General features: G+C 66.0%; 13 protein-coding genes. 10 read left to right on the top strand and 3 right to left on the bottom strand.

What is annotated here, in order from left to right:
• Positions 1-122: 122 nt before the first annotated feature.
• The 3 genes from tsaE (at position 123) to ACN6O8_RS22300 (ending at position 4671) form a co-directional block, all read left to right on the top strand.
• Positions 123-662: a tRNA (adenosine(37)-N6)-threonylcarbamoyltransferase complex ATPase subunit type 1 TsaE gene (tsaE, locus tag ACN6O8_RS22310; RefSeq protein ID WP_427993167.1), complete on the top strand. Its 540-nt coding sequence runs from the start codon at positions 123-125 to the stop codon at positions 660-662.
• Positions 590-1969, top strand: a complete 1380-nt coding sequence (locus tag ACN6O8_RS22305; RefSeq protein ID WP_427993166.1) for an N-acetylmuramoyl-L-alanine amidase — start codon at positions 590-592, stop codon at positions 1967-1969. Before tsaE ends, ACN6O8_RS22305 begins: the two co-directional genes overlap by 73 nt.
• 263 nt (positions 1970-2232) lie before the next feature.
• On the top strand, positions 2233-4671 hold the full coding sequence (locus tag ACN6O8_RS22300; protein ID WP_427993165.1) for a TonB-dependent receptor domain-containing protein: 2439 nt from the start codon (positions 2233-2235) through the stop codon (positions 4669-4671).
• 48 nt (positions 4672-4719) lie between these two features.
• Here the strand turns inward: ACN6O8_RS22300 and ACN6O8_RS22295 are convergent, their stop codons facing one another.
• Complete coding sequence (locus tag ACN6O8_RS22295; protein ID WP_427993164.1) at positions 4720-5358, bottom strand: VTT domain-containing protein; 639 nt, start codon at positions 5356-5358, stop codon at positions 4720-4722.
• Positions 5359-5455: 97 nt separating this feature from the next.
• Here ACN6O8_RS22295 and mutL point away from each other — a divergent pair, with 97 nt between their 5' ends.
• The 3 genes from mutL (at position 5456) to ACN6O8_RS22280 (ending at position 8952) form a co-directional block, all read left to right on the top strand.
• Positions 5456-7414 (top strand): DNA mismatch repair endonuclease MutL, encoded by a 1959-nt coding sequence (mutL, locus tag ACN6O8_RS22290; RefSeq protein ID WP_427993163.1) that lies wholly within the window; start codon positions 5456-5458, stop codon positions 7412-7414.
• Between the two features lie 3 nt (positions 7415-7417).
• Positions 7418-8374, top strand: coding sequence for a tRNA (adenosine(37)-N6)-dimethylallyltransferase MiaA (gene miaA, locus ACN6O8_RS22285; protein WP_427993162.1), 957 nt, complete (start codon positions 7418-7420; stop codon positions 8372-8374).
• A gap of 83 nt (positions 8375-8457) precedes the next feature.
• Positions 8458-8952 carry a hypothetical protein gene (locus tag ACN6O8_RS22280; protein WP_427993161.1) on the top strand — a complete coding sequence of 165 codons (495 nt, stop codon included), beginning with the start codon at positions 8458-8460 and terminating at the stop codon, positions 8950-8952.
• A 61-nt stretch (positions 8953-9013) separates the two neighbouring features.
• Here the strand turns inward: ACN6O8_RS22280 and purM are convergent, their stop codons facing one another.
• A complete protein-coding gene (gene purM / locus ACN6O8_RS22275; RefSeq protein WP_427993160.1) occupies positions 9014-10063 on the bottom strand; it encodes a phosphoribosylformylglycinamidine cyclo-ligase in 1050 nt (349 codons plus the stop codon).
• Between the two features lie 314 nt (positions 10064-10377).
• On the opposite strand from purM, the gene hda reads away from it, so the two are divergent.
• From hda to ACN6O8_RS22255, 4 genes are read left to right on the top strand one after another with little or no spacing between them, the layout of a single operon-like run.
• Entirely contained in the window at positions 10378-11079 is a 702-nt protein-coding gene (hda, locus tag ACN6O8_RS22270) for a DnaA regulatory inactivator Hda (RefSeq protein WP_175131161.1), read from the top strand.
• Positions 11076-11774: an HAD family hydrolase gene (locus tag ACN6O8_RS22265; protein WP_427993159.1), complete on the top strand. Its 699-nt coding sequence runs from the start codon at positions 11076-11078 to the stop codon at positions 11772-11774. The genes hda and ACN6O8_RS22265 overlap by 4 nt, the downstream gene beginning before the upstream one ends.
• A complete protein-coding gene (gene pcnB, locus ACN6O8_RS22260) occupies positions 11775-13160 on the top strand; it encodes a polynucleotide adenylyltransferase PcnB (protein ID WP_427993158.1) in 1386 nt (461 codons plus the stop codon). It abuts the gene before it with no gap.
• Positions 13161-13164: 4 nt separating this feature from the next.
• Complete coding sequence (locus tag ACN6O8_RS22255; protein ID WP_427993157.1) at positions 13165-13647, top strand: 2-amino-4-hydroxy-6-hydroxymethyldihydropteridine diphosphokinase; 483 nt, start codon at positions 13165-13167, stop codon at positions 13645-13647.
• Between the two features lie 41 nt (positions 13648-13688).
• On the opposite strand, the gene ACN6O8_RS22250 is transcribed toward ACN6O8_RS22255, so the two are convergent.
• A complete protein-coding gene (locus ACN6O8_RS22250; protein ID WP_427993156.1) occupies positions 13689-14585 on the bottom strand; it encodes a sugar kinase in 897 nt (298 codons plus the stop codon).
• Between the last annotated feature and the right edge of the window lie 50 nt (positions 14586-14635).

Genomic DNA, 14635 nt, shown 5'->3' with positions numbered 1-14635 from the left:
CAGACCGGACTCATTTGAGAATAGCAATCACTTCTAGATTAGCAGAAACCCGAATTCCTATAATCGCGTTCAATCGGTGTTTCCCATCCTGACTTTTTACCACTCGCCCCGCGACCCGCGCCATGCCCGTTCCCCTTCGCAGCCTGACCCTGCACCTGCCCGACGAAGCCGCCACCGAGGCGCTGGCGCGGCAGCTTGCCCCGCTTGTCTCTGGCCGTGACACCGGGCTGGCAGGCGCATGTATTCATCTTCAAGGCGACCTGGGGGCAGGAAAGACGGCCTTCTCCAGGGCATTGTTGCGGGAATGCGGCATCACAGGCCGAATCAAGAGTCCGAGCTACGCGCTGCTTGAATCCTATAAAGTTTCTAACTTATACTTCTATCATCTTGATTTTTATAGATTTAGTGATTCGCGCGAATGGTTGGACGCAGGATTCCGGGATTTACTGCGTGACGATGCGGTCGTTTTGATCGAATGGCCGGAGCGGGCCGAGGGTCTGTTGCCCCCGCCCGACCTGCAGATTTCCCTGGCTTACGCTGGCCAGGGACGCGACGCCACCCTGACCGCTTACACCGCCCGAGGACAAACATGGTTGAACGCGATTGTCCCCCCGCCCGAGACGGCGCCCTCCCCGCGGCAGGCGCCACCCGACGCCGCCTGATCAGCGTCGCCGCCACCCTGCTCGTCCTGCCGGTCGTGCCGCGACTGGCGCAGGCCGCCACCATCCTGGCCGTGCGTACCTGGCCGGCCGACGAATACACCCGTGTCACGCTGGAACTGGACAGCGAGCTCAAGGCCGAACAGTTCACCCTGGAAAATCCCCACCGCCTGGTCGTGGATATCGAGGGACTGACCCTGAGCGCCGCGCTGAACGATCTGGTGTCCAAGGTTCGCCCCGGCGATCCCTACATCCAAAGCCTGCGCGTGGCGCAGAACCGTCCCAACGTCGTGCGGCTGGTGTTCGACCTCAAACAGGCCGTGGCGCCCCAGGTGTTCACGCTCAAGCCGGTGGCCGACTATCAGTACCGCCTGGTGCTGGACCTGTACCCCAAGGTCGCGCAGGACCCGCTGGTCGCCATCCTCAACAAGACCGGCCCCGACGCCGACGATCCGCTGGCGCGCATCCTCGAAGACATCCAGCGCAATCCCGCCACCCGCGCCGACCCGCCCGAACCGCCGCGCGTGAGCGGCCAGCAGCCGGCCGCGCCGCTGCCGGTGCCGAAGGCGCCGCCGGCCACCGCCGGGCGCGGCAAGCAGCGCATGCTGACGATCGCGCTGGACCCGGGCCATGGCGGTGAGGATCCCGGCGCCATCGGCGGCAGCGGCCTGCGTGAAAAAGACGTGGTGCTGCGCATCGCCCGGCGCCTGAAGGCGCTGATCGACAGCCAGCCCTACATGCGCGCCTACCTGACGCGCGACGACGACTTCTTCGTGCCGCTGCACGTGCGCGTGCAGAAGGCCCGCCGGGTGCACGCGGACCTGTTCGTGTCGATCCACGCCGACGCCTGGATCAAGCCCACGGCCAACGGTTCGTCGGTGTTCGCGCTGTCGCAGCGCGGCGCCTCCAGCGCCCAGGCGCGCTGGATGGCCGACAAGGAAAACGCGGCCGACCTGATCGGCGGCGTCAACCTGGGCAGCCACGACCGCCAGGTGGCCAAGGTGCTGCTGGATCTGTCCACCACCGCGCAGATCAACGATTCGCTCAAGGTCGGCAATGCCTTCCTGGACGAGATCAAGAAGATCAACCGGCTGCACAAGAACAGCGTCGAGCAGGCCGGCTTCGCGGTGCTGAAGGCGCCCGACATTCCGTCGGTGCTGGTCGAAACCGCCTTCATCAGCAACCCGCAGGAAGAGGCGCTGCTCAAGACCACGGCGCACCAGGAAAAGCTGGCGCAGGCCATGATGACCGGCATCCAGCGCTACTTCACCGCCAACCCGCCGCTGGCGCGGTTGGGCGACGTCAGCTGAAGCCATCCCGGAAGCACCAAGGGCCATGCATGCGCATGGCCCTTTTCTTTTGCGGGTATCGCCAGCTCGGGTTACGCGATCCTATATCGCAGCGAGCACAAGCCTTTTTTCCAGACATTCAGACCAGTCCCTGCTGATTTCGCAGTCCGACCTGGGTAGATTGGCGGCCATCCTGTTCGGAAAATCCATGGTCGCGCCCCTGCCCACCAACCCGCTCTACGTTCCAGCGCGTTCCTGTATTCATCATGCAGGAACCCTGGACCATGAAATGCACGAAAATATCGCTGGCAACAGTCCTCTTGTTGTCCACAACCGCTTATGGCCAGAGCGCGCCCAGTGAAACTCCGCCTGACGAGGCCAGAAATGCCGCCGATGACAGGCTGAAGATCTTTTCACCGATCACCGTCACCGCAACCATCAAGCCTGAGGACGTCACCACGCAGTCCATTTCCGCCGAGGATCTGAAAAAAATAGGTGGAAATAATTTTGGCACCATCATGCGCTATCAACCCCTGATCAGCGCATCGGGCGTGAACAACGGGTCTCGCAACGGCAAATCCGGTTTCGACCGTGGCGGTTACAGCAGCTACAACATTCGTGGCCTGGATGGCAACCGCGTGGCGTTGGATGTCAACGGCATTCCCTTGCCGGACGCCACCGGGCGCAGTTACGCGGTCTCCAGCGGCGAAGATACTTTTGGCATCGGCCGCGATTACATCGACCCCTATCTATACGGCCAGGTAAACATCGCTTCCGGCTCGGCACGCCAGAACACGGTCAAGAACGTGGTCGGTGGCTCGGTGTCCTTCATCAGCAAATCACCGGACGCCTATCTCACGGACGATAAAAGCAGCTATCTGGACTACACCGGAGAATTCGACACGGCCGATCATGCCTGGCACAACGGCATGACGACCGCGTTCGGCAATGGCAGCGCCCGCGCATTGTTCGCCTACAGCCGGCGTGATGGCAGGCAAACGCAAAACAACAGCGGCACCCTGGATACGTACCCGATGCGCTGGAATTCCGATGCGGCGCTGATCAACGGCGTGATCGATACCGGCAGCAGCGGCCGCATCATAGGCACCCTGGATTTTTATCGTAAGTCCAGCAGGGAAAGCGCGCCCATGTATAAAAAGCTGAACAGCCGCGCCCCGCACGAGAGTATCGTTGGCGAAAACAGGCAGAAGAACGCCACGCAACGCGATTCAATAAGCCTGGCGCATGTATTCACGCCAAGAAACAGCAAACTGATAGATACCATGGAGAGCAAGGTCTTCTATCAGCAAACGCGCGTTGGCGATGACACGGTTTCATCGCAGGATATTGTCACTTCATCCTGGTCGAGGTCGAGCGCAATGGAGACGGACAACCCATTGGAGAACGTCTCCACCTTCTCCAACCTGAAGACCAGAACCTTCGGCCTGCAGAGCGAAATCACCAAGGACTATGGCGTCCAGACATTGAATTACGGCGTGAATTTCTCGATGACGGAGTTCTCCCGGCCGTTTGAACAAGTTGGCGCGGACTATCCCAACTTTCAGCCACAGGGCAACAATAAAACCTACGATACGAACGTGTGGCTGGGGGATACCGTTGCCCTCGGCGCGTTTTCGGTGATGCCGGGACTGAAATATTCGTGGCACAAAATCAAGCCGCAAGGCTTTGAGGCGCCGTCCGACGACAACGCGCTGGGCGGATTGACGCTGGCGGAAATCAACCAGATACATGGCAAGACGTTTACGGACGGCAAGCTACTGCCTTCCTTGACCGTCATGTATGCGTTCAATCAGGGGTTCCACGCCTATCTGCAATACAAGCGCGGCGTGTCCTACCCCACCAGCAGTCAAATAGCGGGGATCTGGCTGCATCCCAGAATCGGGCGAGCTTCGCCCGCCATGATTGGCAATTCCGATCTGAAGTCCGAAACCAGCAATCAGTTTGAATTGGGCGTGACTGGCAACGCAGCCCGTGGCCTCACGGTGCGCGGCAATGTCTTCTACAACAGCTATGACAATTTCATCTATAACCGCAAATATGCCTTGAGAGATTACCAGACAGGCGCGCCGAAACCAGGCGTGGAAAGCCTGCTTGCCAGACTGCCCGCCTCGATTTCCAGCCTCACCATCGCGGAGAACCGCGACAAAGCGTACATCTATGGCGCCGAGGTGGTCACCCGGATCGATTATGGCGCGCTGTTCGGCGCCGCCCATGGGCTGAGCAGCACTTTTGCCGTGGGATACAACCAGGGCAAATCGAAATCATCGTACTCGGGCGATGGCTGGGTGGATCTGGACAGCGTGCTGCCTGTCAAGGCCATAGCATCGTTGGCCTGGGATGATCCTCAAAACCGCTATGGCGCAAGCATTACCGCCACCTTTGTCAAGGGCAAGCAAGCCGTCGATCCGGTTCGGCAGAATTTCCCGAACAATGGCAGCCTCACGTTCGAAGAATATTCCGGGAAATACGAAAAGCAGTACATGCGCGTGCCTGGCTACAGCATTTTCGATCTGGCGGCCTATTACAACGTGAAGAAGCACCTGACGTTGGCGATGGGCATCTATAACCTCACCAACCGCAAGTATTGGGAGTACGCCAGCAATAAGCGGATGACGACGACCTCGGACCAGGACCAACGTGATATCGCCCTTGGCGTTGCGCCTGGCAGAACCTACCAGTTGAGCGTTACCGCGATCTTCTGATTTCGTCCTGTTCCCTTTCCCGCGGCGGCCTGGCGCGCGTCGGCGCCCCTAGCCGCCCCGGCGCGCGCGCAGCAGCTTGAACAGGGCCGCGCCGACCACCGGCACGATGGCGGCGGCCAGGCCGATCAGGACAATGGTGTTCAGGTGTTCCCTGACCAACGGGATGTTGCCGAAGAAATAGCCCGCCGCCACCAGGCTCACCACCCACAGCAGCGCGCCAAGAATGTTGAACAGTTGGAAGCGCGACAGCGGCATGTCGGCCACGCCGGCCACGAACGGCGCGAAGGTGCGCACCACCGGAATGAAGCGCGACATGACGATGGTCTTGCCGCCATGCTTCTCGTAGAACGCATGAGTGCGCATCAGCGCGCCGCGATCCAGGAAGCGCAGATTCATCGAGAACACGCGCGGCCCGAGGTAGCGGCCGACGGCGTAGTTCACGCTGTTGCCGGTGACGGCGGCCACGATCAGCAGCGCCGCCAGCAATACCGGATCCAGGCTGCCCGTGGCGCCGAAGGCGCCGGCGATGAACAGCAGCGAATCGCCCGGCAGGAAGGGCAGCACCACCAGCCCGGTTTCCGCGAAGACGATCAGGAACAGCACCAGATAGACCCACACGCCATACTGCTGGACCCAGACTCCGAGGGTCTGGTCGATGTGGAGCACCATTTGGAAAAATTCAAGCATCTATACGTCCCGGGAAGCGGAAGGGGGATGAGGCCACGACTATAGCCCACCCCGCCCAGAGGCTAAAATCATCCCTGTAGCTACACCGGAACACCCCATGACAGAACGCCGCTCCATTCTTGCGCTGCCCGATCTGCTGATCAGCCAGATCGCCGCGGGCGAAGTGATCGAGAGACCCGCCTCGGTGCTCAAGGAAATCCTCGAGAACGCCATCGACGCCGGCGCCCGCGCGATCGAGGTGCGCCTGGAAGGCGGCGGCATCCGCCGCATCGCCGTGACCGACGACGGCGGCGGCATTCCTCCCGAAGAACTGCCGCTGGCGCTGGCGCGCCACGCCACCAGCAAGATCCGCAATCTGCATGAACTGGAATCGGTCGCGTCCATGGGGTTCCGCGGCGAGGCCCTGGCCTCGATCGCCTCGGTGGCGCAGGTGTCCATCATCTCGCGCACCCGCGACGGCGAGCACGCCTGGCAGATCCACGCCGGCAGCATGCAGGTCACCCCCGCCTCGGGTCCGCCGGGCACCACCGTGGACGTGCGCCAATTGTTCGACGCGGTGCCGGCGCGGCGCAAGTTCCTGCGTTCGGAAGCCACCGAATTCGGCCACTGCGTCGACGCCATGGAGCGCATCGCCCTGGCCCATCCGCAGATCGCCTTCCGCCTGTTCCACCACGACCGCGCACAGCGCCAGTGGCTGCCGGCCGAACCGCCGCAGCGCATCCGCGACGTGCTGGGCGCGGAATTCGCCGAGCACGGCCTGCTGCTGTCGCACAGCGTCGGCACGGTCAGCCTGGCCGGCATGATCACCCGCCCCACCGCGGCGCGCGCCCGCGCCGATCGGCAGTACCTGTACGTCAACGGCCGCTACGTGCGCGACCGCACCGTCAGCCACGCGCTGCGCGCCGCCTATGCCGACGTGCTGCACGGCGACCGCCAGCCGGCCTACGTGCTGTTCCTGGACATCGACCCGGCCGCGGTCGACGTCAACGTGCATCCGGCCAAGCACGAGGTGCGCTTTCGCGACAGCGGCGCCGTGCACCGCTTCGTCAACCACGCGGTCAGCCAGACGCTGGCGCAGACCGGCGGCGCGTCGGTCGTGGCGCCGGTTTCGGCGGCGCGCGCTGACGACGATGGATTCGAGACCGTGGCGCCGCCCTCTCCCGCTGCGCCCGGGAGCCCGAGCGCGACCGCGCCGGCCGACACGGCCGTCTCCCGCCCCGCTTACAGCGGCGCCCATCCAGGCACCGCCCCCGCCCCCGCCTACGATCTGCGGCCGTCGCCGACGCCGCAACGCCCGCACACGCAGGTGCCGTTCCGCCTGCACGCCGAGCCGGCCGGCATTCCCGCCGCCGACTGGCAGTCGCTGTACCGCCCGCTGACCGAAGACACCGCCGCCCGCGTCGAACCGCTGCGCAACGTGGCGGCGCCGGCGCCGCAGGCTCGACCCGCGCCGACACTGCCGGCCGACGAGGAACATCCGCTGGGCATGGCGCTCGGCCAGTTGCACGGCATCTACATCCTGGCGCAGAACCGCCGCGGCATGGTGCTGGTGGACATGCACGCCGCCCACGAACGGGTGGTCTACGAACAGCTCAAGCAGGCGCTGGACGCGCGCAGCCTGCCGCGCCAGGATCTGCTGGTGCCGGTGGTGTTCCACGCCCAGGAAAAAGACGTGGCGGTGGTCGAGGAATTCGAGGAACAACTGGACGAGCTGGGCTTCCAGATGCGCCCGTCCGGCCCCACCTCGATCGCGGTGCGCTCGGTGCCCGCCATCCTGGCGCGCGGCGATATCGAAACGCTGGCGCGCGCGGTGCTGCGCGACCTGGCCGGCGTGGGCGTGTCGCGCCTGCTGACCGAACAGCGCAACGAACTGCTGTCGACCATGGCCTGCCACGGCTCGGTGCGCGCCAACCGCAAGCTCACCATCGAAGAGATGAACGGCCTGCTGCGGCAGATGGAAGCCACCGAGCGCGCCGACCAGTGCAACCACGGCCGGCCCACCTGGGTGCAATGGTCGGTGTCCGACCTGGACAAGCTGTTCCTGCGCGGGCAATAGACCTTGTCCGCGCCCACCGCTCCGCTCGTCATCTGCCTGGCCGGCCCCACCGCGGCCGGCAAGAGCGCGTCCACCCTGGCGCTGGCCGAACGCTGGCCGCTGGAGATCGTCAACGTCGATTCGGCCACCATCTACCGTGGCATGGACATCGGCACCGCCAAGCCGTCGCCGGCCGAACAGGCCCGGGTGCCACAGCACCTGCTGGACATACTCGACCCGGCGCAGTCGTATTCGGCGGCCGAGTTCCGCGCCGACGCGCTGCGCCTGATCGACGCGATCACGGCGCGCGGCCGCATCCCGCTGCTGGCCGGCGGCACCATGATGTACTACAAGGCGCTGCGCGACGGCCTGGACGACCTGCCGCAGGCCGATCCGGCCCTGCGCGCCGAACTGGAAGCGCGCGCCGCCCGCGACGGCTGGCCGGCGCTGCACGCCGAACTGGCCCGGCTCGACCCCGCTACCGCCGCGCGCCTGGCGCCCAACGACAGCCAGCGGATCCAGCGCGCGCTGGAGATCTGCAAGCTGTCGGGCCAGCCGATGTCGGCGCTGCTGGGCCGCCAGCGCGGCGCGGCCGACGGGACCGGCAACCGCTACCTGACCATCAGCCTGGAACCGTCCGAACGCGCCGCGCTGCACGCGCGCATCGAGCAGCGCTTCGACGCCATGCTGAGCAATGGCTTGCTGGACGAGGTGCGCGGCCTGCATGCGCGCGCCGACCTGCACCCGGGCCTGCCGTCGGTGCGCTGCGTCGGCTACCGCCAGATGTGGGCTCATCTCGACGGCGAGATCAGCCTGGACGAGGCCCGCGAACAGGGCATCGCCGCCACCCGCCAACTGGCCAAGCGCCAGATCACCTGGCTGCGCGCGCAGCCCGAACGGGTGATTGTCGACTGCCTGGCGGCCGACGCGGTGGCGCGAACCATCGACGCGGTGGCCGTGGCGTTGGCCGGCGCGTCCTGACGCAAGGGATGCCCGCCTTCGGCTCTGGCCGCTCGTCGCAACCGGCCATCCGCGATGGCGACTGATCACCGGATAGCGAACTGATGGACATCAACGAAGCACACCTGTCTTTTGCGGCCATGCTGCGCAAGCAAGACAAGGCCTTGATCCGCGAAATCCAACGGCTGCTTCAGGAGCGCCCGTTCGCGCTGGTTCGGGGCGTTTCCAAGGAAACCGTGGACGCCATTCACTTCGAGTACGACTGGGAGTCGTTCGCTCCCGTCGCGATTCCTTTGAACACGCGCTCCGGCTACTGTGGACGGGGCCTGCCGCTGACATTGCCGTCCCCGCTGATTCCGCCGGATGTCGACGCCGCGTTGGCTGAGGCCATGGACAACGAGGACGATGATTTTTGCGATGAGCTGCGCGAAAAAATGACGCAGACATACATCGCCTGGTTCCAGGCGGCCTGGCGCGACGCGCGCATCGTCAACCAGACTATGCGCGGCTTTCTATCCGTTCACGACACCCTCTGGCGCACGGATCTGGATACGGGCGAAGAATTCCGCGAGGATGCGGGCCGGGTCAAATTCTTCTAGCCACGCGGGGAAGTAAAAAACCCGCCACCAGGGCGGGTTGTTCGGGGCGTAGTCAGCCGGCTCAAACCACCACGGTCTGCGGCATGCCTTCGGTCTGGGCGACGATCTCGCCCAGCTTGCTGACGGTCTCGCCCTGCTCGCGCAGCGTGGCGGCGATGGCGTCGGCCTGGGCCGGATCCACCACCAGCACCATGCCGATGCCGCAGTTGAAGACGCGGTACATCTCGGTGTCCTCGACCCCACCCTGTTGCTGCAGCCACTGGAACAGCTTGGGCATTTCCCAGCTATCGCGCCGCAGGCGGGCCGACAGGCCGTTCTGCAGAATGCGCGGCACGTTGTCGAGCAGACCGCCGCCGGTGATGTGGGCCAGGCCCTTGATGGCGGTGCCGTGCTTGGCCAACGCGGCCAGCACCTGCTTGACGTAGATGCGGGTCGGGGCCATGACCACATCGACCAGCGGCTGGCCGTGGAAGTCGTCGTCGGGCTTGGCGCCGGCGCGTTCCAGGATCTTGCGCAGCAGCGAATAGCCGTTCGAGTGCGCGCCGCTGGACGCCAGGCCCAGCACCACGTCGCCGACCTTGATCGACTTGCCGTCAATGATGGCCGACTTCTCGACCGCGCCCACGGCGAACCCGGCCAGGTCGTATTCACCGTCGGGGTACATGCCCGGCATTTCGGCGGTTTCGCCGCCGATCAGGGCGCAACCCGACAGTTCGCAGCCCTTGGCGATGCCGCCCACCACCGACGCCGCCGTGTCCACCGAAAGCTTGCCGCAACCGAAGTAATCCAGGAAGAACAGCGGCTCGGCGCCCTGCACCAGGATGTCGTTGACGCTCATCGCCACCAGGTCGATGCCGACGGTGTCGTGGCGGTTCCAGTCGAACGCCAGACGCAGCTTGGTGCCCACGCCGTCGGTGCCCGAGACCAGCACGGGCTCCTTGTAGTGCTTGGGCACTTCGAACAGGCCGCCAAAGCCGCCGATACCGGCCAGCACCCCGGGGCGCATGGTGCGCGCCGCAAGCGGTTTGATACGGTCGACCAGGGCGTCGCCCGCGTCGATGTCGACACCGGCGTCACGGTAGGTCAGGGGAGCTTTGGGTTGATTCGTCATGAGAAATGCCGTGGGATATGTAACAATTGCTGGGAATTGGGGTGGAACGCCCTGCATTTTACGATGTTGCGGCCCGGTCCAGGACGGGGGGCGGCGAAAGCCGCCCGCGGCGGGCACGACCGCCCCCGGGCCGGCGCGGCGCCATTTTGGCGCAAACCCACGTCAGGCAATGGGCCTGGACGCGACACCGGCGCCCCGGGTGGTTTAAAGTGTAGGGTTGGCCGACAGCGATTTTGCCAGTTTCTGGCGGGCAACGCCGCCGGCCATGGGCTCGCCCCGAGGCCCTGCCATACCCGCTTGATCGATAACCTCTCATGAACCGCCAGCTGCTGCTCGACGTTCTTCCCGCGCCAGCGCCTTCGCTGAACAATTACATCGCCGGTCCCAACGGAGAGGCGCTGGCGGCCGTGCGCACGCTCGCCCCCGGCCGCGCGCTGTACATCTGGGGCGCGGCCGGCTGCGGCCGCAGCCACCTGCTGCGCGCGCTGACCGCGCGCCCCGACGCCGTCTACATCGAAGCGGCCAACAGCGCCAACATCCTGCGCGTGCTGGCCGAAGCCGATTCCAAGTCGCCCATGCCCAAGTTCGTGGCGGTGGACGACGTGCACCGCATGGACGATCACCGCCAGGCGGGTCTTTTTGCCCTGTACAACCGCTGGCGCGAATCCGCCGCCACCGGCCGCGCTTTCGCGCTGGCCGTGGCCGGCGACCGCTCGCCGCTGTCGATGCCGCTGCGCGAGGATCTGCGCACCCGGCTGGGCTGGGATCTGGTGTTCCGCCTCGATCCTCTGTCCGACGCCGACAAGCTGGCGGCGCTGGCCGCGCAGGCGGCCGAACGCGGCCTGCACCTGGCGCCCGAAATCATCAACTGGATGTTGACGCACCACGAGCGCGACATCCGCAAGCTGGCGGCGTTGCTGGACGCGCTGGACCGCTATTCCCTGGCCACCGGCCGTCCCATCACCCTGCCCCTGCTGCGCGCCATGCTCGCAGACCCTGATTCACAACGCACATGACCTCCCGACGTCTCGCCCTGTTCGACCTGGATCACACCCTGCTGCCGCTGGACAGCGACTACCAATGGGCCGACTACCTGGCGCGCACCGGCCGCGCCGGTGATCCCGACGAGGCCCGCCGCCAGAACGACGACCTGATGGACCGCTACAATCGCGGCGAACTCACCGCCGAGCAAGCCGCCGAGTTCATGCTGGGCCTGCTGGCGGCGCACGCGCCGTTCGAGCTGGCCGCCTGGCACGAAGACTTCATGGCCGAGGTCATCCGGCCGTCGATCACGCCCGCCGCGCGCGAACTGGTCGAATCGCACCTGGAGGCCGGCGACCTGTGCGCCGTGGTCACCGCCACCAACAGCTTCGTCACCGCCCCCATCGCCCGCGCTTTCGGCATTCCCCATCTGGTGGCCACCGACGCCGAAGTCCTGCGCGGCCGCTATACCGGCCGTATTCTCGGCACCCCCAGCTTCAAGGAAGGCAAGGTGGTGCGCGTGAACGACTGGCTGGCCGGCATGGGCCTGGGGCTTGCGGATTTCCCCGAATCGTTTTTCTATAGCGATTCGGTCAATGATGTCCCGCTGCTCGAAAAGGTGACCCGTCCGATCGCCGCCAACCCCAGCCCCAGCCTGCGCGCCATCGCCATGGAACGGGGCTGGCAAGTGATCGACCTGTTCGACCACGTCATAGATGCCAAGTCCTAAATGATCACCGAAACCATAAAAAAATTCGTCGGCCGACTGTTCGCGCCGGCAGCCCGGGGGCCCTTGCGCATCGGACGCGACAAGCACGGCATCGACCGCCGCAACGTCTCGCGCCATGCCATCAAGGTGTGCGAAGTGCTGCGCCAGCACGGCTATGAAGCCTATATCGTCGGCGGCGCGGTGCGCGACCTGATCGTCGGCCTGGAGCCCAAGGACTTCGACGTCGCCACCAACGCCACGCCCGAGCAGATCCGGCCGCTGTTCCGCCGCGCCCGCATCATCGGCCGCCGCTTTCAATTGGTGCACGTGGTGTTCGGCCAGGAGATCATCGAGACCTCCACCTTCCGCGCCCCCGCCTCGGAAGACCAGGAGACCGACGCGCACGGCCGCATCCTGCGCGATAACGTGTTCGGCACCCACGAGGAAGACGCGGCGCGCCGCGACTTCACCATGAACGCGCTGTACTACGACCCGCACAACGAGGAAGTGATCGACTTCCACAACGGCGTGGCCGACCTGAAGAAGCGCCAGATCCGCATGATCGGCGATCCGGCCAAGCGCTATCGCGAGGATCCCGTCCGCATGCTGCGCGCGGTGCGTTTCGCCGCCAAGCTCAACGGCACCCTCGACCCGGCCACGCGCCAGCCGATCCGCACCATGGCCGACCTGATCGAGAACGTGCCAGCCTCGCGCCTGTTCGACGAAATGCTCAAGCTGCTGACCTGCGGCCACGCCATGGACTGCCTGCGCCAGTTGCGCGCCGACGGCCTGCACAACGGCCTGTTGCCGCTGCTGGACGTGGTGCTGGAACAACCGGGGGGCGAGCACTTCGTGGAACTGGCGCTGGAACGCACCGACGCCCGCGTGCGCGCCGGCAAGACCATCAGCCCCAGTTTCCTGTTCGCCGCGCTGCTGTGGCAGCAGGTGGAGGTTCGCTGGAAACAGTTGCGCGCCCAGGGCGAGCACACCATCCCGGCGCTGTCGCAGGCCGCCGACTCGGTGCTCGACGAGCAGACCGAGAAGCTGGCGATCCAGCGCCGCTTCTCGTCCGACATGCGCGAGATCTGGTTCATGCAGCCGCGCTTCGAGCGCCGCATGGGCAAGACCATCTTCCGCATGATCGAGCAGCCGCGCTTTCGCGCCGCCTGCGACTTCCTGCAACTGCGCGCCGCCGCCGGCGAATTCGACAGCGTGCTGGCACAGTGGTGGATGGATCTGGCCAACGCCGATGACGCCACCCGCGCCGACATGATCGAGGAAGTCTCGCGCCTGCCGCGCGAGGCTGGCGACGGCCCGGCGACGGCGGCGCGCAAGCGCCGTCCGCGCCGCCGCTCATCATCGCGCAACGCGGGCACCGCCAGCGGCAATGCCGGCAGCGCCGAATAAGGCCATGGCGGTCCCGGTGCGCGCCTTTATCGGACTGGGCGCCAACCTGGGCGACAGCGCGGCCACGCTGCGCGCCGTGCTCGCCGAACTGGCCGCCACCGACGGCATCGGCTCGGTCACGGCCTCACCCTTCTATCGCACCGCGCCAGTGGACGCCACCGGCCCGGATTTCGTCAACGCGGTCGCGGCCCTGGAGACCACCCTGGCGCCGCTGGATCTGCTGGACCGCCTGCAGGCGCTGGAATTGCGCCACGGCCGTGAACGGCCGTACCGCAACGCGCCGCGCACGCTGGATCTGGACCTGCTGCTGCACGGCGACACGACACTGGCGCACGAGCGCCTGACACTACCGCATCCGCGCATGCACCTGCGTGCCTTCGTGCTGCGCCCGCTGCGCGATCTGGCGCCAGCCCTGACGCTGGCAGGCCGCGATCTGGACGCCTGGCTAGGCGACATCACCGACCAGCCGATCGAACGGCTGGCCTGAATCCGCGCCGGACGGCGCGGCCCGCCTCCTTTTTTGCCGCGCTAGGCCTTGGGCGCGAACGCCAGCATGGCGCGCTCGACGTCGTCCACGCCGGGCAGACCGGCCTCGTTGCCAAGGTGCTGGATCTTGTGCGCCGAGGCGGCGCGGGCGAAGGTGAAGTGTTCCTTCCAGGCCAGTTCGGGCCGGTTCAGGTACGACCAGACATAGGCGCCGTGGAACACATCGCCCGCGCCCGAGGTGTCGATGATGCGCGCGGCCGGCACATCGAGCGACGGCAGCGTGTCGACGGCGCCGCTTTCGTCGTACCAGAGCATGCCGCGCTCGCCCAGCGTCACCGCGCCGATGCGGCAGCCGCGTTGCTTGAGCAGGTCAAGCAGGCCGTGCGGCGACAGTTCCAATTGTTCGCACATGCGCTCGGCGCACACCGCCACGTCGATGTGGCGCAGCAGTTCGTCGGTGTTCTCGCGCACGCCGCCGCCGTCCAGCGAGGTCAGGATGCCGGCCTGGCGGCAGGCGCGCGCGTAGTGCAACGCGGCGTCGGGCTGGTGGCCATCCAGGTGCAGCGCGCGGTAGCCGCTGACGTCCAGGCGCGGGAAGTCGTTCAGGTAGTCGACGTCGCGCGCGCGCACGATGGCGCGCTTGCCGTGGTTGGGCATGATGAACGACAGCGACGAGCGCCGCACCTGGCGCCCGTGCAGCGTGACGCCGTGCGCGGCCGCCATGTCGGTGTACATGTGGCCCAGCCAGTCCGGCGCCAGCGAGCAGATCAGGTCGGGCTTGGTGCCCAGCTTGCCGCAGGCGAAGGCCGCGGTGACGGCATTGCCGCCGAACGACACGGCGTAGTCGCGCGCCACGCTTTTCTCATCGCCGGTGGGCCATTCGTCGGCCAGCACGGTGACGTCGATATAGGTATGCCCGATGAAAAGCGCTGCACTCATGAGACCGTCCGCGGAAAGGAATGCCGGATTGTAGGCCGGACACCGCCGGG

The sequence above is a fragment of the Achromobacter sp. genome (assembly GCF_050285565.1).
Classification (GTDB): domain Bacteria; phylum Pseudomonadota; class Gammaproteobacteria; order Burkholderiales; family Burkholderiaceae_B; genus Achromobacter.
This window is presented reverse-complemented; position numbering and strand designations above follow the sequence as displayed.